Source organism: Aeromicrobium choanae, assembly GCF_900167475.1.
Classification (GTDB): Bacteria; Actinomycetota; Actinomycetes; order Propionibacteriales; family Nocardioidaceae; genus Aeromicrobium; species Aeromicrobium choanae.
Window position 1 is genome coordinate 1,596,108 of sequence record NZ_LT796768.1, and the last position, 16,425, is coordinate 1,612,532.

Annotated in this window: 14 protein-coding genes; 3 read left to right on the forward strand and 11 right to left on the reverse strand. The window is 68.7% G+C overall.

Annotated features, from left to right (window positions below; translation table 11 throughout):
- Nucleotides 1–97: 97 nt before the first annotated feature.
- The 6 genes from B5D60_RS07840 to B5D60_RS07865 form a co-directional block, all read right to left on the reverse strand.
- Entirely contained in the window at nt 98–1,396 is a 1,299-nt protein-coding gene (locus B5D60_RS07840; protein WP_078699633.1) for an ABC transporter substrate-binding protein, read from the reverse strand.
- A gap of 60 nt (nt 1,397–1,456) precedes the next feature.
- Nucleotides 1,457–2,596, reverse strand: a complete 1,140-nt coding sequence (locus tag B5D60_RS07845; RefSeq protein ID WP_078699634.1) for a branched-chain amino acid ABC transporter permease — start codon at nt 2,594–2,596, stop codon at nt 1,457–1,459.
- A complete protein-coding gene (locus tag B5D60_RS07850) occupies nt 2,593–3,489 on the reverse strand; it encodes a branched-chain amino acid ABC transporter permease (protein WP_078699635.1) in 897 nt (298 codons plus the stop codon). Before B5D60_RS07850 ends, B5D60_RS07845 begins: the two co-directional genes overlap by 4 nt.
- Nucleotides 3,486–5,357, reverse strand: a complete 1,872-nt coding sequence (locus B5D60_RS07855) for an AMP-dependent synthetase/ligase (RefSeq protein WP_078699636.1) — start codon at nt 5,355–5,357, stop codon at nt 3,486–3,488. Before B5D60_RS07855 ends, B5D60_RS07850 begins: the two co-directional genes overlap by 4 nt.
- Nucleotides 5,354–6,145: an ABC transporter ATP-binding protein gene (locus B5D60_RS07860; protein ID WP_231949000.1), complete on the reverse strand. Its 792-nt coding sequence runs from the start codon at nt 6,143–6,145 to the stop codon at nt 5,354–5,356. The genes B5D60_RS07855 and B5D60_RS07860 overlap by 4 nt, the downstream gene beginning before the upstream one ends.
- A 72-nt stretch (nt 6,146–6,217) precedes the next feature.
- Nucleotides 6,218–6,997 (reverse strand): ABC transporter ATP-binding protein, encoded by a 780-nt coding sequence (locus tag B5D60_RS07865; RefSeq protein WP_078699638.1) that lies wholly within the window; start codon nt 6,995–6,997, stop codon nt 6,218–6,220.
- A gap of 143 nt (nt 6,998–7,140) precedes the next feature.
- Between B5D60_RS07865 and B5D60_RS07870 the strand changes: the two genes are divergently transcribed.
- Nucleotides 7,141–7,737: a TetR/AcrR family transcriptional regulator gene (locus B5D60_RS07870; protein WP_153302915.1), complete on the forward strand. Its 597-nt coding sequence runs from the start codon at nt 7,141–7,143 to the stop codon at nt 7,735–7,737.
- Between the two features lie 3 nt (nt 7,738–7,740).
- On the opposite strand, the gene ppgK is transcribed toward B5D60_RS07870, so the two are convergent.
- Together ppgK and B5D60_RS07880 are read right to left on the reverse strand one after the other, a co-directional pair.
- On the reverse strand, nt 7,741–8,490 hold the full coding sequence (gene ppgK, locus B5D60_RS07875; protein ID WP_078699640.1) for a polyphosphate--glucose phosphotransferase: 750 nt from the start codon (nt 8,488–8,490) through the stop codon (nt 7,741–7,743).
- A 77-nt stretch (nt 8,491–8,567) separates the two neighbouring features.
- Nucleotides 8,568–10,184, reverse strand: coding sequence for a hypothetical protein (locus tag B5D60_RS07880; protein ID WP_153302916.1), 1,617 nt, complete (start codon nt 10,182–10,184; stop codon nt 8,568–8,570).
- A gap of 87 nt (nt 10,185–10,271) precedes the next feature.
- Here B5D60_RS07880 and B5D60_RS07885 point away from each other — a divergent pair, with 87 nt between their 5' ends.
- Nucleotides 10,272–11,219 (forward strand): DUF808 domain-containing protein, encoded by a 948-nt coding sequence (locus B5D60_RS07885; RefSeq protein ID WP_078699642.1) that lies wholly within the window; start codon nt 10,272–10,274, stop codon nt 11,217–11,219.
- Nucleotides 11,220–11,308: 89 nt separating this feature from the next.
- Here B5D60_RS07885 and B5D60_RS07890 read toward each other — a convergent pair whose 3' ends face one another.
- Both B5D60_RS07890 and B5D60_RS07895 read right to left on the reverse strand, forming a co-directional pair.
- A complete protein-coding gene (locus B5D60_RS07890; protein ID WP_078699643.1) occupies nt 11,309–12,409 on the reverse strand; it encodes an inositol-3-phosphate synthase in 1,101 nt (366 codons plus the stop codon).
- A 7-nt stretch (nt 12,410–12,416) separates the two neighbouring features.
- The gene (locus B5D60_RS07895; protein ID WP_078699644.1) at nt 12,417–12,998 is read right to left on the reverse strand and encodes a PadR family transcriptional regulator; all 582 of its coding nucleotides are present in this window, start codon (nt 12,996–12,998) and stop codon (nt 12,417–12,419) included.
- A 166-nt stretch (nt 12,999–13,164) separates the two neighbouring features.
- Between B5D60_RS07895 and B5D60_RS07900 the strand changes: the two genes are divergently transcribed.
- Nucleotides 13,165–15,351, forward strand: a complete 2,187-nt coding sequence (locus B5D60_RS07900) for a transglycosylase domain-containing protein (RefSeq protein ID WP_172806295.1) — start codon at nt 13,165–13,167, stop codon at nt 15,349–15,351.
- Between the two features lie 12 nt (nt 15,352–15,363).
- On the opposite strand, the gene B5D60_RS07905 is transcribed toward B5D60_RS07900, so the two are convergent.
- Nucleotides 15,364–16,398 (reverse strand): alanine racemase, encoded by a 1,035-nt coding sequence (locus B5D60_RS07905; RefSeq protein ID WP_078699646.1) that lies wholly within the window; start codon nt 16,396–16,398, stop codon nt 15,364–15,366.
- Nucleotides 16,399–16,425 lie beyond the last annotated feature (27 nt).

Sequence of the window (16,425 nt, forward strand, 5' to 3'; positions counted from 1 at the left end):
CTGTGAGGGGAAACCCTGTTAACCGGGGAAACTTCACAACCGGACGGGCACGCGAAAGGGGCCGGCCCACCGGGCCGGCCCCCTCACGTGCCGTGCGTCAGCCCTGGAGGGCGAAGCAGGGCTCGGTGTAGTCGTAGCCCTCGGCCGTCGGGCCGGCCGACATCTCCTGGACGATCGAGACGCCGGTCGGCGCCTCCTTGTCGACCCCACCGATGACGCTCTGGCGCCAGGCCACGTCGTTCGGCTCACCGGTCTGGTTGAACGCCTCGTCGGGCAGCATGCCCTCGTAGTCGACGCTGTCCAGCTCGGTCGAGGCCTTCACCACGTTCTCGCGGGTGATGCCACCGTCCATGTCGGCAGCAGCCTTGAGCGCGGCGAGCAGCGGGTACTCCCACACCCAACCGGAGGTGTAGCCGTCGCTCGGCGAGTCCACGTCGGCCAGTGCGTCACGCATGGCAGCGTGACCGTCCGACTCGGTGCCCCACGGGCCCCACGGAGCTGCCTGGAAGTACATCGCCTCGAGCGCCGGAGCCGCCTCGGTCTGCAGCAGGGCCGGGTTCCACGTGGGGCTGGACCCCACGACGGTGCCCTTCCACCCCTGCGCTGCCGCGCCACCGAGGATCGTGGCCATCTCGGCCGGTCCGGTGGTGACGTAGATCAGGTCGGGCTTCTCCTTCAGCACCGCCGCGACGGCACCGGCCTGGTTGTCCTGGCCGGTCGCGGTCTCGATGGCCTTGAAGTCGAGGTTGTTGGCCTCGGCCGCCGCCTCGACGCCCGCCGCGGCGTCTCCGCCGTAGTCGTTCGGGTAGTGGATCGCGAGCACCTTGCCCTTGACGCCACGGTTCTCCACGGCCCAGTCGACGCCGTTCATGGCCTCGAAGCAGTAGTTCGCGCCCGACTGGAGGATCTGGTCCTCGAAGTCCCACGCGGAGTTCCACGAGGCCGGCACGCCGACGACGTTGTCGGACTTCATGTCCTCCAGGATCGCCAGGGTCTGCGAGGAGCCCAGCGTCTGACCCAGCGCCAGGATGTCGTTGCGCATCTCCTGGTACTTCTTGTTGTGGATCTCGGGGTTGTACTCGGCGTCAGCGACGTACTTGTCGATGTTGACGTCGTAGCCGCCCACGCCGCCGTCCTGGTTGACCTTGTTCCAGAAGGCCTTCTGGGCCTCGGTGATCGGCACGGCCAACGGAGCGAACGGGCCCTTCGTGAGGTCGGAGATCGCACCCAGGTAGATGCACCCGTTGTCCTCGTTCACGGCCTCCGGACATGCCTCCTCGGTGATTCCGGGACCTGAGGCGCTGTCCTCGTCGCCTCCGCCACGGCAGCCTGCCAGCACGAGGGCCGCCACCGCCGCACCGGCGACCACGCGGGCCCACTGTCGGTGTTGCTTCATCTTTTTCCTCCTGGGTGGTTCGACGGTGCGGTTGCACCGCCACGGCCTCGCGGCCGGGGTCTAGTAGGAGAAGGGCCAGCCCTTCCAGTAGTTGCGGATCCGGGTCCATATCCCGAAGAGTCCGCGCGGCTCGAAGATCAGGAAGCCCATGATCAACAGGCCGTAGAGGATCGCCTCGAGCTGGAACACGGTCAGCAGCTCACCCGGCACGTAGTGCGCGATGAACTGGCTGATCCGCGGCAGCAGGGCGATGAACAGCGCGCCCATGATCGATCCGCTGATGGTGGCGACGCCGCCGATCAGCACCATGGCGAGGTACTGGATCGACAGCAGCAGGCTGAACGCGCCGGGCTCGAAGACGCCGATCACGGCGTAGTAGAGCGCTCCGGTGACGCCGGCGAAGAACGACGACATCGCGAACGCCATCATCTTGTACTTCGTCAGGTCGACGCCGATCACGGCAGCGGCCACGTCGCGGTCGCGCACGGCACCGAACGCACGGCCCACGCCCGAGCGGGCGATGTTGCGGCCGAGGATCGCGAAGATGATGAGGAACACGAGCGCGAGGAAGAACTGGGCCTGCCCGCGGGAGACTCCGGCGATGGGCTCCATCGAGGAGAAGTCGATGCCGAACAGCTCCAGCTCGGCACCGCGGCGGCCGACGCCGGGCCCGCCGGTGATGTTCCGGGCCTCACGGAAGATGTGGTCACCCAGGAACACCAGGCCGAGCGTGACGATCGCGAGGTAGAGGCCTCGGAGTCGCACCGCGAGCGGCCCGACCAGCAGTCCGGCGAGCGCGGCGACGATGCCGCCGGCCGGCAGCCAGATCCACATCGGCAGGCCGTAGCCGAGCACGGCACCGTCGGGGTCCCCGCCCAGCACCGCTCCGGTGTAGGCGCCGACGCCGATGAAGAAGGCGTGGCCCAGCGAGACCTGGCCGGCGTAGCCGGTGACCAGGTTCAGGCCGATCGCGCCGACGGCGGAGATCATGCCGAGCGTGAGCACCTGCAGGAGGTCGTCGGTGAGCAGGAACGGCACCAGGAATGACGCGATGACGATCCCGATGACACCGCGGCGCTTGGCCGGGGTGTTGGCCAGGGTGAGGTCCTGGTCGTAGCTCGTCCGCAGCAGCGGGCGGCCACGCAGGCCGGTGGACTTCCGGGCCTGCTTCGAGGGCGCTGAGCGCAGCACGGTGCTCATACCCGCTCCACCTCCTTCGTGCCGAAGAGTCCATAGGGTTTGACCAGCAACACCACGAACATCAAGGCGTAGGGCGCGACTAGCGCGAAGTTGTTGCCCAGCCACGGTGCGACGTCGGGCTGGTACACCGCGGTGAGCGACTCGACCACGCCCACGGCGAGGCCGCCGATGACGGCGCCCGGGATGCTGTCGAGGCCGCCGATGATGATGGCCGGCAGTGCCTTCAGCGCGATGATCCAGGTGTTCTGCTCGAGTCCGGCTCCCGTCGCGGCGACGAAGGTGCCGGCGATGGCCGCCAGTCCTCCCGCGATGGCCCAGGCCAGCGCGAAGATCGCACCGACGCGGATGCCCTGCGCGAGCGCGGTCTCCTGGCTGAGGGCCGTGGCACGCATCGCCAGGCCGGTCTTGGCGTAGCGGAAGAACAGGGCCAGGGCGATGACCGTGACCGCGGTGACCGCCATCAGGCCGACGCGCTGGTGGGAGATCGACAGCCCCCAGAACTCGTAGCGCTCACTGCCGCCGGGGTAGGGCACCGAGCGCGGGTCGGGACCCATGTACCGGTTCGCGAAGATGCGCAGCACGATGTCGACACCGATCGTGATGATCGCCAGCGTGAACACCGGCTTGCCGACCATGGGCCGCAGCGCGAGACGCTCGACCAGCATGCCCAGCAGGGCGCCGAGGATGATCGCCACGATCAGGGCGGGCCAGAAGCCCAGGCCCCACTCGCTCGTGGCGTGGTAGGCGAAGAGTCCGCCACAGACCATCAGCGCCGGCTGGGCGAAGCTGATCACGTGCGTGGCCTTGTAGATCATCACGTAGCCCAGGGCCAGCAGGGCATAGATCGAACCCTGCGCAAGACCGCTCAGCAAGGACTGGAAGAACGTCGTCATGCCTTCACCTCGTGGGCAGCAGCGCGGTCGGAGTCGGAGTAGAGGCCCTCGATGGCCTCGGCGAACCGCTCGTTGATGGCCGAGCGCTTGATCTTCTGGGTGGCGGTCAGCTCGCCCTCCTCGTGATCGAGCTCCTTCGGCAGCATCGCGAAGCGCTTGATCGTCTCCACGCTGGCGAACTTGCGGTTGGTCTCGTCGACGATCGACTGGACGAGCTCGATCACCTCGGACTTCTCGGAGAGATCGCGGTAGGTGGTGAAGCCGAGCTTGCGCTCCTGGGCCCAGTTGCCCACCGTGTCGAGCTCGATCCCGATCAGCGCCGTCAGGTACTTGCGACGGTCGCCGATGACGATCGCCTCCTTGATGTACGGGGACGACTTGAGGCTGTTCTCGATCTCGCTGGGGCTGATGTTCTTGCCGCCTGCCGTGATGATGATGTCCTTGATCCGATCGGTGATCTTGATGTGCGTGCCGTCGACCCACTCGCCGACGTCGCCGGTGTGCAGCCAGCCGTCGGCGTCGACCGTCTTCGCGGTCGCCTCGGGGTTGTTCCAGTAGCCCGCGAACGTGCCGGCGTGACGGGTGAGGATCTCGCCGGTCTCGTCGTCGATGCGGATCTCGGCGCCCACCTGGGGCTCGCCCACGGTGCCGACCTTCACGCGGCCCGCCATGTTCGCCGTGGCGATCGCGGAGTTCTCGGTCATGCCGTAGACCTCGTGCATCGGGATGCCGATGCCCATGAAGAACTCCAGCACCTCCGGGGCGATCGGGGCGGCGCCCGAGGCGGCGTAGCGGACCTTGGCCAGGCCGAGGCGCTCGCGCAGGGGGCGGTAGAGGCACACCCAGCCGATCGCGTAGACCGCCTTGGTGGCCGCGGTGTGGTTGCCCTGGTTCTCCACGAGCGTGCGACCGATCCAGGCCGCCCGCTTCATCCAGAAGTCGAAGTTCTTGCGCTTGAGCCAGGAGGCACCGCTCATCCGGATGTGCACGCCGGCGGCGATCTTCTCCCAGATGCGGGGCACGCCGAACAGCAGCGTGGGCTGCACCTCGCGCAGGGCCTGCTGGACGGTCTCGATCGACTCGGCGAAGTTCACCTGCGAGCCGACGGCGGCGTTGAACCACGTGGTGAACACGCGCTCGGCCACGTGGCACAGCGGCAGGTAGGAGACGACGAGGTCGCGGTCGCTGGCCGGCGGGTCGACGAACGCGCCGCCGCTCTGGAGCGTCTCGATGACGAACTCGATGTTCGAGATCGACAGCATCGCGCCCTTCGGCGGCCCGGTGGTGCCGGACGTGTAGACGAGCGTCGCGAGGTCGTCGGTCTGGGCGGCCTCGAGTCGCTCGGTGACGGCAGCGGGGTGGTCGGTGCGGTGCTGCTCGCCGAGAGCGAGGAAGTCGTCCCACGACATGAGGCGCGGGTCGTCGTAGCGACCCTGGATGCCGCGCGGGTCGATGTAGACCACGGTGCGCAGGTCGGGCAGCTCGTTCGCGATCTCGAGGTACTTGTCGATCTGCTCCTGGTCCTCCGCGATGAGGACGCAGGCACCGGAGTCGCGCAGGACGTGCAGCACCTCGGGCGCGGGGTTGGTCGGGTAGAGGCCCACGGTGCCGGCGCGCACGGCGGTGATGCCGACGTCGGACCACAGCCACTCGCACCGGTTCTCGCTGTGCACGGCGACGCGGTCGCCGACCTCGACGCCGAGCGCGAGCAGGGCGTGGCCCACGAGCGCGGAGCGATCCCAGTAGTCGGCCCAGGTGACCTCTTCCCAGAGGCCGTAGTTCTTCTCCCGCATCGCGATGCGGTCGGGCGTCTCCTCGGCGCGGGTGCGGATGCGGCGCGCGAGGGTGTTCGTGGCGATGGTGTTCATGCGAGCTCCCCCTGCACCTCGGCCAGCGTGGCGTCGTCCACCGGGCCGAGGTAGGCGCGGATGACGTCGGGATGCGACTGGACCTCGTGCGGCGTGCCCGTGGCCACCGGCTTGCCGAAGTCCATCGCCATGACCCGGTCGGCCAGGTCCATCACGAGTCCCATGTCGTGCTCGACGAGGATCATCGGGATGTGCAGCTCGTTGCGGATGTCGAGGATGAACCGGGCCATGTCCTCGGTCTCCTCGCCGTTCATGCCGGCGACCGGCTCGTCGAGCAGCAGCAGCTTCGGCTCCATCGCGAGGGCGCGACCGAGCTCGATGCGCTTCTGGATGCCGTAGGGCAGCATCCCGACGGGCAGCTGGCGGTAGCCCTCGATCTCGAGGAAGTCGATGATCTCCTCGACGCGGCGCCGGTTGCGGACCTCGGCGTGCTTGGCCTTGCCGAGCCAGGCGACCGCGGACGGCCAGCCGTAGCCGACGTGCGCATGGCGGCCGAGCATGAGGTTGTCGACGACGTCGAGGTTCTCGAACAGCTCGATGTTCTGGAACGTGCGAGCCATGCCGAGGTTCGCGATCTTGTGCGGGCGCATCCCGCGGATGTCGGTGCCGGCGAAGTCGACCGTGCCCTGCTGCGGGCGGTAGACGCCGGACAGGACGTTGAAGATCGAGGTCTTGCCGGCGCCGTTCGGGCCGATCACCGCGAAGAGCTCGTTGTCGAACACGTCGAAGTCGACACCCTGCAGGGCCTTGACCCCACTGAACGACAACTCGACGCCTCGGACACTCACGACAGGTTCAGACAAGGGACCCTCCGGGACGGGACGGTGTGGAAAGAGCAGAGTGGTGGGGGGACACGGGGCTCACGAGAGCCAGCGCTTTCTGCGCTTGTAGTGCTTCACGTCGCGGTAGCTGGTGGCCATGTCGCCTCGACCGAGGTAGAAGTCGCGGATGTCCTCGTCGTCGAGGAGCTCGGCGGCCGGCTTGTCCATCACGATCTTCCCGTGCTCCATGACGTAGCCGTGCTGCGCGATCGAGAGCGCCATCGTGGCGTTCTGCTCGACCAGCAGCACGGTGGTGCCGCGCTCGTTGATCTGGACCACGATGTCCTTGATCTGCGCGACGATGCGCGGGGCGAGGCCCAGGCTCGGCTCGTCGAGCAGCAGGATCTCGGGCTGGGCGACCAGCGCGCGACCCATCGCGAGCATCTGCTGCTCGCCGCCGGAGAGGTAGCCCGCGGTCTTCTTGCGGCGCTCCTTCAGCACGGGGAAGAGCTCGTAGACCTCCTCGATGCCCTCGGAGAGGTTGCCGCGGCGCGTGTGACCGCCGACGCGCAGGTTCTCCTCCACGGTGAACTCGCTGAACACGCGGCGTCCCTCGAGCACCTGACCCAGGCCCGCGGCCACGATCTTCGGCGCGTCGGCCGTGTGGATCGGGGTGTCGCGCAGCCGGACCTCACCCTTGGTGATCTCGCCGTCGTGGATGTCGAGCAGGCCCGAGAGGGCGCGCAGCAGTGTCGTCTTGCCGGCGCCGTTGGCTCCCAGGAGGGCCACGATCTGGCCTTCCGGAACCGACAGGCTCACGCCGCGCAGGACCAGGATGACGTCGTTGTAGACGACTTCCAGGTTCTTGACCGTCAGCAAACCTTCACTCCCTCTGAATTGTTGGCAGCCCCCTCGAACTGAAGGTGACGCAATCCTCACATACGTTGTGAGTCAAGTCACTATATATCTACACTCGGTGTGTCGAAAGTTAGGCGGGGCATCCTCTCCGCGACGATGGAGCGGTGGGATCAATGGAATACCGGCAGACCGACGGTCGGATGCAGCGCAGCGAGCGCACGCGGGCCCTGATCGTCCAGGCGCACGCCGACCTCCTGCGCGAGGGCGTCCTCAAGCCGACCGCAGCACTCATCTCCGAGCGAGCGGGCGTGTCGCGCCGCACGCTGTGGTCGAACTTCCGCGACATGGAGAACCTGCTCGGCGCCACGGTCGACTACTGGTTCCACATCGACGACCAGCTGCGCACCGTGATCGACCCGACCGCGCCGCTGGACGAGCGGATCAGCCGGTTCTGCGCCGAGCGCGAGCGGCGCCTCGTCAACATCGCCCCCGCCGCGCGCGCCGCCGTGCTGGGCGAGCCGGTCTCCCCGGCGCTCCAGGCGAGCCGCCGCGGTCACATCGGGCGGGTGCGCTCCGATGTCGAGAACGCGTTCGCCACCGAGCTCGCGAAGGCCGAGGACGCCACGCAGCTGGTGGACGCGATCACGGTCGCCACCAGCTGGAACGCATGGTCACTGATGTTCGACGACCACGGCTACCCCGCCGCCCATTGCCGTCAGGTGATGGAGCGCGCCGTGCGCGCCTTGCTCGCTGAGGTCTGAGCCTCAGCCGCGGGCGCCGAGCGCGGCGGCGCCGATGATCCCGGCGTTGTTGCGGTGCTCCGCCGGCACGATCGGGGTGCGCAGGTTCAGCAGGGGCAGGAACTTCTCGCTGTTCTTGCTGACGCCGCCACCCACGACGAAGAGGTCGGGCGACAGGATCCGCTCGAGGTGACTGAAGTACACCTGCAGGCGGTCGGCCCAGTCCTCCCACGTGAGGTCCTCGCGCTCGCGGGCGCTCGTGGCGCACCACTTCTCGGCGTTGGGGTGCCCCGCCACCTCGAGGTGGCCGAACTCGGTGTTGGGCACCAGGGTGCCGGCGTTGATGAGGGCGGAGCCGATCCCGGTGCCGAGGGTGATGACGCAGACCAGGCCGTCCTCCTCGCGGGCGGCGCCGTGGTCGTTCTCGGCCACGCCGGCGGCGTCGGCGTCGTTGACCACGTGGACGCGGCGGCCGAGCACCTCGGTGAACAGGGCGTCGACGTCCGTGTCGATCCAGGTGGGGTCGATGTTCGCCGCCGAACGGGCCACGCCGCGCTGCACGACCGCGGGGATGGCCACGCCGATCTGCGGCACGTCGGCCGCGGCGGGGAAGTGGTCCACGATCTGAGCCGCGACCTCGGCCACGGCGCGGGGGGTGGAGGGCTTGGGTGTGGGGATGCGGAACCGCTCACCCACGAGGCTGCCCGAGTCGAGGTCGACCGGGGCTCCCTTCGTTCCCGTGCCGCCGATGTCGATGCCGAAGCCCAGAGCCATGCCCAGAACCCTAGCGTCGTGACGCGCCGACGCAGCACTCTCGGGGCGGCGATCCACCCACGAGCCCGGCGCCGGTCTCAGTCGTCGAAGTAGTAGTTCTTCTTCCCCAGGACCACGCCCGACGTCGCGGACGGACGGTTCAGCGCGTTGTGGAGCAGGCCGATCCGCGCCCGCTCGACCTTGCGATTGGCGAAGCGCAGCTCGACGCGGCCCTTGCTGATGATCCGGTACGTGCCGCGCTGGTCGGGCGGGAACGAGGCCCAGTTCGAGCCCAGGCCGGGCCACGAACCGATCGAGACGCTGCTGCGGACGAAGCGGCCGGCACGATCGAACGTCAGGTTCGTCGTGGTGGAGGTGCACGAGATCAGGCAGTTCCCGCTCCAGTCGCGGTTCGTCAGACTCGTGCCGAGGCGCGCGCCCTTGCGGGGGAAGGTGGCCGGCTCGTAGAAGCGCCTCTCGTCCTTCCTGTTGGCCCGGTACGTGAAGCCGTACGTGGTGACCTTGAACTTCACGCCGCCGATGCGGGCGATCCCCCGCTTGCGGTCGTACGAGTACTTCTTGCAGGTCTTGGTCGTCCTGCGGCACTTCGGCACGACGCCGTTCCGCGCCTCGCCGACGTGGGCCCACTTCTTGTTGAGGAACCAGACGACCTGGGTGTCCCAGCCGGAGCTGTCGGAGGGCGACGTGGTCGCGAATCCCCAGAAGTAGCGGCCGCTGAGGCTCGCGTACTTCCGCGGCTTCGGGGCGACACCGACCTTGTACGTCCTGGTCGCACGCGCGCCGTTCGCTGTGGTCGTGAAGCGGACGTTGCGCGTCTTGGCGCCCTTGGCGACCCGCACCTTGAAAGTGACGCCGTACTTCGTCGAGCGAGCGTTGATCGTGCCCAGGCTGCGGCTGCGCGGAGAGATCTTCAGGCCGCTTCCGCTGGCGGAGATGCGCGTGTTCCCCGCGGCGGCACGACCGCTGTTCGTGACCTCGAGTCGCACCCGCACCCACTTGCCCTTCTGGGCGGCCTTGATCGGCTCGCCACCGGCGATCGAGAGCTTCGGCGTCCAGCGGGTGACCAGACTCTCTGCGTAGAAGGCCTGCCGGACGGTGGTCCCCGCGTTGTCGGTGACGTAGACGTAAGCGCAGTCGTAGGCGGCCCTGCGGAAGGTCGAGCTCGCCTGCGAGGTCAGGGTCAGGACGGCGCCCGATCGCGATCGGCTCACGCCGAAGCTGGCGCCGCCCTCGAGGAACTGTCCCGCCGTCTCCGCGCTGTTGGCAGCCCCGCCGATGGCTGCCCGGCGCACACACGTCGATCCGCTGAACTCCCCGAAGTAGACCAGCACCACCGGGTCGGCCGTGGTGTGGCGGAGTGTCACGGTCGCCCTCAGGCGTTGCGCGGCAAGGTCCTGGACCACGTCGGTGCGCACCACGGTGCCGTCGTTCACCGAGAGCGGGTCGGCGATCCGCGCGGAGCGATTGACGGCCCCGTTGGCGTGGTCGGTGCTCGACGATGCAGGAGACCGGGCAGCCTTGCTCGCGGCGTCCGGGGCTGCCGCGCCGGTCCGCGGAGCGTTGGTGACGTCGATCGGGTCCGTGGGCTCGGCGGCGGCCCCGGCGGCCGTGGTGGAGAGCAGGCTGAGGCCGAGCCCGGCGGCAGCCACCACCGCGGCGGATCGACTGGACAGGCCATGACGGCGCGTGAACATGGAGAGGCTCCCCGAGATCGCGGACAATGGCGGTCATCCTCCCGGTCCCCGCTCGTGACTGTCAACGAACGGCCGTACCCTGAGCGCATGGCTGGAGGACTTGTCGCCCTGCTCGACGACGTGGCAGCGCTCGCCCGACTCGCGGCGGCGTCCGTCGACGACGTCGCGGCCGCGGCCGGCAAGGCGAGCGCGAAGGCGGCCGGCGTGGTCGTCGACGATGCCGCCGTCACCCCGCGCTACGTGCACGGTGTCGACCCGAAGCGCGAGCTGAGCATCATCTGGCGGATCGCCAAGGGCTCGCTGCGCAACAAGATGCTGTTCATCCTGCCCGGACTGCTGGTGCTGAGCGAGTTCCTGCCGTGGGTGCTGACCCCGCTGCTGATGCTCGGCGGCACCTACCTGTGCTTCGAGGGCGCCGAGAAGATCTGGCACGTCCTGCACCCGCACGAGGAGAAGAAGGAGGAGCCCAGCAGCGCGCAGGGCCCCGAGGCCGAGAAGCAGGTCGTCTCCGGTGCGATCCGCACCGACTTCATCCTCTCCACCGAGATCATGGTCATCTCCCTCAACGAGGTGGCCGACGAGTCGCTCGTCTCGCGAGCGGTGATCCTGGCGATCGTGGCCCTGGGCATCACCGCCCTCGTCTACGGCGTGGTGGCGCTCATCGTGCGCATGGACGACGTGGGCCTGGGGCTCGCGGGTCGTCCGTCGAAGCTCGCCCAGCGCGTGGGCCGGATGCTGGTGGTGGCGATGCCGAAGGTGCTCTCGGCGCTGGCGGTCATCGGCATCGCCGCGATGCTCTGGGTCGGCGGGCACATCATCCTCGTCGGCACCGACGACCTCGGCTGGCACACGATCTACGGCTGGGTGCACGACCTCGAGCACTGGATCGCCGGCGTCATGCCCTTCGCCGACGGCGCCTTCGAGTGGGTGGCCAACACCGCCGCCTCCGCCCTGCTGGGCCTGGCGATCGGCGCCGTCGTGGTGGCCCTCGTCAACCTCGTCAAGCGGCTCGTCGGCGGCCGCGCCAAGCACTGACCGCCTGCACCTGCCGCCAGAAATGGCGATCGGGGAGTTCCGCGGTCATCTGGTGACGGCAGAACTCCCCGATCAGGAGCGTCGGTGACTCAGCGCTCCTCGGTGCCCGCGATGAAGGCCTCGAGGCGCTCGCGGCCCTCGTCGTCGGGACGCTGCTCCGGCGGCGACTTCATCAGGTACGACGACGCCGACAGCAGGGCGCCCGAGACGCCGCGGTCCTTGGCGATCTTCGCCGCGCGGATGGCGTCGATGATGATGCCGGCCGAGTTGGGCGAGTCCCAGACCTCGAGCTTGTACTCCAGGTTGATGGGCGCGTCACCGAACGCGCGGCCCTCGAGGCGCACGTAGGCCCACTTGCGGTCGTCGAGCCACGCCACGTAGTCCGACGGACCGATGTGGACGTTCTTGTCGTCGACCTTGCCGGCCAGCGAGCCGTGCAGGTTCGAGGTGACGGCCTGGGTCTTGGAGACCTTCTTGGACTCCAGGCGATCACGCTCGAGCATGTTCTTGAAGTCCATGTTGCCGCCGACGTTGAGCTGGTACGTGCGGTCCAGGGCGACGCCCCGGTCCTCGAACAGCTTCGCCATGACGCGGTGCGTGATCGTGGCGCCGACCTGGCTCTTGATGTCGTCGCCGATGATCGGGACGCCGGCGTCCTCGAACTTCTTGGCCCACTCGGGGTCCGACGCGATGAACACGGGCAGGGCGTTGACGAACGCGACCTTCGCGTCGATGGCGCACTGCGCGTAGAACTTGTCGGCCTCCTCCGAGCCCACGGGCAGGTAGGAGACGAGCACGTCGGCCTGCGTGTCCTTGAGGACCTGCACGACGTCGACCGGCTCGGCATCGGACTGATCGATGGTCTCGAGGTAGTACTTGCCCAGGCCGTCGAGCGTCGGACCACGCTGGACCGTCACGCCGAGCGGCGGGACGTCGGTGATCTTGATGGTGTTGTTCTCGCTGGCCTGGGTGGCCTCGGCAAGGTCGAAGCCGACCTTCTTGGCGTCCACGTCGAACGCGGCCACGAACTCCACGTCGTTGACGTGGTACTGGCCGAACTTGACGTGCATGAGCCCGGGGACGTTGCCCTCGGGGTCGGCGTCCTTGTAGTACTCGACGCCCTGGATCAGGGACGTGGCGCAGTTTCCAACGCCGACGATGGCCACGCGGACCTTGTTCTCCGAACTCATGGAGACCTCACTTTTCCTTGTCTGTCGTACTGGTTTCTTCGTGCTCCGTGAACGCGTCGGCGCGTTCACGGTCGATCAACTCGGTCAACCAGTTGATCTCGCGCTCCACGGACTCGAGGCCGTGGCGCTGGAGCTCGCGGGTGTAGGCGTCCATGCGCTCGCGGCGGTGGGCCGCAGCCGTGCGGACGTTGTCGAGGCGCTCCTCGAGGCGGGACCGGCGCCCTTCGAGGATGCGCACCCGGGTGGGGGAGCTGGTGCGCGCGAACAGCGCGAACCGCACCCCGAAGTTCTCGTCGTCCCAGGCCGAGGGGCCACCGTCCTCGAGCAGGGAGGTGAAGTACTCCTTGCCCTCGGCGGTGAGCCGGTAGACGATGCGCGGGCGCTTGCCGCGCGGCGACGTCTCGGTGTCGGCGGCGATGAAACCGCCACGGGTCAGCTGCTTGAGGCAGGGATAGAGCGTGCCGTAGGACAGCAGCCGGGTCCAACCGAGCAGGCCGTTGACGTGCTTGCGCAGCTCGTACCCGTGCATGGGGGAGTCGGCGAGCAGGCCGAGGACGGCCAGCTCCAGTGCTGCTCCACGTCGTGCCATCGTCGCCTCCCCCCACCGTGAGTTCCGTTCGATGCCACGAACGGCTATATCGGTACGATACATCGAGTCGGGCGAAAATCGAGACCCCGACCCCGGCGGTCATGGGTTTCTCAGGAAGTTCCGTCAGACTGTTGCGTTGGTAGTCGTCGTCCGGAAGGAACGATTCGTGGCGAAAACTCGCACGAAGAAGAAGCAGGGCCGTCTCTCGAGGTTCGCCCGAGGGATCGGTGGGAACGGTTCGTGGCCCGTCCGCGTGCTGCGGTGGATGCTCTTCCTCGCGGTCCTCGGCTTCATCGCCGGGGCCCTGTTGTTCGCGACCCTCTACGCGACCGTGAAGATCCCCGACCCCAACGCGGACTTCCAGACCGAGACCACGAACGTCTACTACTCCGACGGCAAGACCAAGCTCGGCAGCTTCGCCACGCAGAACCGCGAGAGCCTGGAGTTCGACGAGATCCCCGAGGTCATGCGCGACGCCGTCGTGGCCGCCGAGGACCGCACGTTCTGGGAGAACCGCGGCATCGACGTCCGCGGCATCGTCCGCGCCGCCCGCAACAACGCGACGAGCGGCCAGATCACCGGCGGCGGCTCCACGATCACGCAGCAGTACGTCAAGATCCTCTACCTCAACCAGGACCGCTCCTACACGCGCAAGGCGAAGGAGGCGATCCTCTCGGTCAAGATCCACAACCAGCTGACGAAGTCCGAGATCCTCGAGGGCTACCTCAACACGATCTACTACGGCAACGGCTCCTACGGCGTCGAGGTCGCGTCGCGCACGTACTTCGGCAAGCCCGCCGCCAAGCTCAACGTCGGCCAGGCCGCGTTCCTGGCCACCGTGATCAACAACCCCTCGTACTTCGACCCCTACGCCGAGGGCGCGAAGGACCGCGTCCTGCCGCGCTACAACTACGTGCTCGACGGCATGGTCAAGCAGGGCTCCATCACAGCCGAGCAGGCCGCCGCCCACAAGGGCAAGTTCCCCAAGTTCAAGAAGCAGCGCGCCAACCAGCGCTTCGAGGGTCCGAAGGGCCACGTGCTGGACCTGGTGCGCAAGCAGATGGCCGCCGAGGGCTTCCTCGACTCCGAGATCGAGGGCGGCGGCCTGCGCGTCGTCACCACGATCGACAAGGACAAGCAGGACGACGCCATCGACGCCGTCAAGCAGGTGCGCCCGGACGGCCTGGACGAGCTGAACACGGCGCTCGTCTCGGTGCAGCCCGGCACGGGCGCGGTCCGCTCGATGTACGGCGGTCCCGACTACCTCAAGAACCAGCTGAACTGGGCCACGCTCGGCACGCAGCCGGGCTCGACGTTCAAGGTCTTCGCGGTCATCGCGGCGCTGGAGAACGGCTACAGCCTCCAGACGAGCCTCAACGGCAACGCGCCCCTGAGGATCGGCGACGCCGAGATCCAGAACCAGGGCGACTCCGGCGGCCGCTCCTACGGACGGATCAACCTCGAGCGCGCGACCGAGTTCTCGGTCAACACCGCGTTCGTCGACCTCACCGACCAGATGAAGGACGGCGAGGAGAAGATCATCGAGGCGGCCCGCGAGGCCGGCCTCCCCGACTCCACGCTCGAACGGATCGATCCCGTCATCGGCGTCTCGCTGGGCTACGCGCCCGTCTCGCCGATCGACATGGCCAACGCCTACGCCACGATCGCGGCCGAGGGCAAGCGCGCCGACTGGTACGTCATCGAGCGCGTGAACGACCGCAGCGGCGCCCGCGTGTTCAAGCACAACGTCGCCACGACGCAGGCCATCGACGAGGACGTCGCGGCCGACACGCTGGCCGCGATGCAGACCGTCGTGCGCAGCGGCTCGGGCCGTCAGGCCGCCACGTTCTGCCCCACCGCGGGCAAGACCGGCACGGCCACCGCCACCGACGGTGACGGCGACAACGAGCGCGTCTCGTCCTCCTGGTTCGTGGGCGCCACGCCGAAGCTGGCCACGGCGGTCATGTACAACCGCGGCAAGGGCAACGAGGAGCTCGAGGGCTACCTCAACCCGTTCTTCGGCGGCACCTACCCGGCACAGACCTTCAGCGCGTTCATGAACAGCGCGCTCGAGGGCTCCGAGTGCGGCTCGTTCCCGCCGCGGGCGAACATCAAGGCCGACAAGGGCACGGCCATCTCCAACACGCCTCCGAAGAAGCAGGAGCCGGAGAAGAAGAAGACCGAGCCCACGAAGCGGCCGACGACGCCGGCTCCCAAGCCGACGACTCCCGCGCCGACCACACCGGCTCCGACGACTCCGCCGCCGACCACCACGCCCCCGCCGTCGCCCGACCCGACCCTGCCCACGCCCGGTGGCGGGGAGGGTGCCGGCGGCGGAGGCGGACGGGACTGAGTCCCGCTCGGCTCAGGCCTCGCGGATCGTGTCGAAGCTGGCGATCGTGTAGCGCACCTGCGCGGGCACGGTGTCGCCCACGGCCGGCACGGTCGCGCCCTCGGGCAGCAGCACCATGCTGGCCTGCATGTGGGGCGGCTCGACGAACCAGCGCAGCTTCCCGTCGATGGTGAACGGCGACAGCGCGAGGCCCGCGGCCGCCAGGCCGCCCTTGGCCGCGGCCTTGCCGCGGCCGGCGACGCCGGTCACCGCACGCGGGGCCTCGAGTCCGATGCCGTGGCTCGTGCCCCCGGCGATCACCAGCACGTGGCCCGCCCGGGGCACGCGGCCCTGGCGGTAGCCGATCCGCTCGCCGCGCTGCACGGTGTGCACGTCCATCACGGTGGCGCGGACGCTGAACGCGTCGAGGCGTCCGAGCCACAGGCCCGTGCCCACACGCGGGCGGATGGTCAGCTGCGGCCGCTCGGTGCGCAGCTGCTCCAGCTGGGGTCCGGTCAGGTGCGAGCAGAACACCGTGGTCGTCTCCAGCGCGGAGGTCTCCAGGACGGCGCACCACATGCGGGCCTCATCGAGGTTGCCGCCGGTCATCGGCAGGTGCATCGCGAGTCCCTCGACCACGAGTCCCGCCTCGGCCAGCGTGCGGGCAGCCTCGGTGAGGCGGTGGCGGTCGAAGCCGTGACGCGCCATGGAGGTCTCGATCTCGACCAGGACGCGGGCGCCGGGCAGCTGGGCGGCGAGGGCCGGGATGTCCTCGAGCCGGCCGAGCGTGTGCACGAGTCGGGGATCGGCGACGCGTCGCGAGAACGGGCGCCACGGCGTCAGCACCTGCACGTCGCCGGTGAAGGCGCCGAGCAGCTCGTCGGCCTCCTCGTAGGTGCCGACGGCGATCAGGTCGAGGCCCAGCCCGCCGGCCTCGCGCGCGAGCCGCTGGCGTCCGAGCCCGTAGCCGTTCCCCTTGACCACCGGGACCAGGCCCGGCAGCGCGGCGTGGGTCGTGGCCAGGTGGGCTCGCCAGTCGGCGGCACGGATCTCGAGGTCGAACGCCATGGCCCCATCATTCCCGACCTGCCCCGA

Excerpts from the sequence above, each read along its gene's own strand:
- B5D60_RS07840 (WP_078699633.1), bottom strand. The coding sequence starts at position 1,396 with ATGAAGCAACACCGACAGTGGGCCCGCGTGGTCGCCGGTGCGGCGGTG.
- B5D60_RS07845 (WP_078699634.1), bottom strand. The coding sequence starts at position 2,596 with ATGAGCACCGTGCTGCGCTCAGCGCCCTCGAAGCAGGCCCGGAAGTCC.
- B5D60_RS07850 (WP_078699635.1), bottom strand. The coding sequence starts at position 3,489 with ATGACGACGTTCTTCCAGTCCTTGCTGAGCGGTCTTGCGCAGGGTTCG.
- B5D60_RS07855 (WP_078699636.1), bottom strand. The coding sequence starts at position 5,357 with ATGAACACCATCGCCACGAACACCCTCGCGCGCCGCATCCGCACCCGC.
- ppgK (WP_078699640.1), bottom strand. The coding sequence starts at position 8,490 with ATGGCTCTGGGCTTCGGCATCGACATCGGCGGCACGGGAACGAAGGGA.
- B5D60_RS07880 (WP_153302916.1), bottom strand. The coding sequence starts at position 10,184 with ATGTTCACGCGCCGTCATGGCCTGTCCAGTCGATCCGCCGCGGTGGTG.
- B5D60_RS07885 (WP_078699642.1), top strand. The coding sequence starts at position 10,272 with ATGGCTGGAGGACTTGTCGCCCTGCTCGACGACGTGGCAGCGCTCGCC.
- B5D60_RS07890 (WP_078699643.1), bottom strand. The coding sequence starts at position 12,409 with ATGAGTTCGGAGAACAAGGTCCGCGTGGCCATCGTCGGCGTTGGAAAC.
- B5D60_RS07895 (WP_078699644.1), bottom strand. The coding sequence starts at position 12,998 with ATGGCACGACGTGGAGCAGCACTGGAGCTGGCCGTCCTCGGCCTGCTC.
- B5D60_RS07905 (WP_078699646.1), bottom strand. The coding sequence starts at position 16,398 with ATGGCGTTCGACCTCGAGATCCGTGCCGCCGACTGGCGAGCCCACCTG.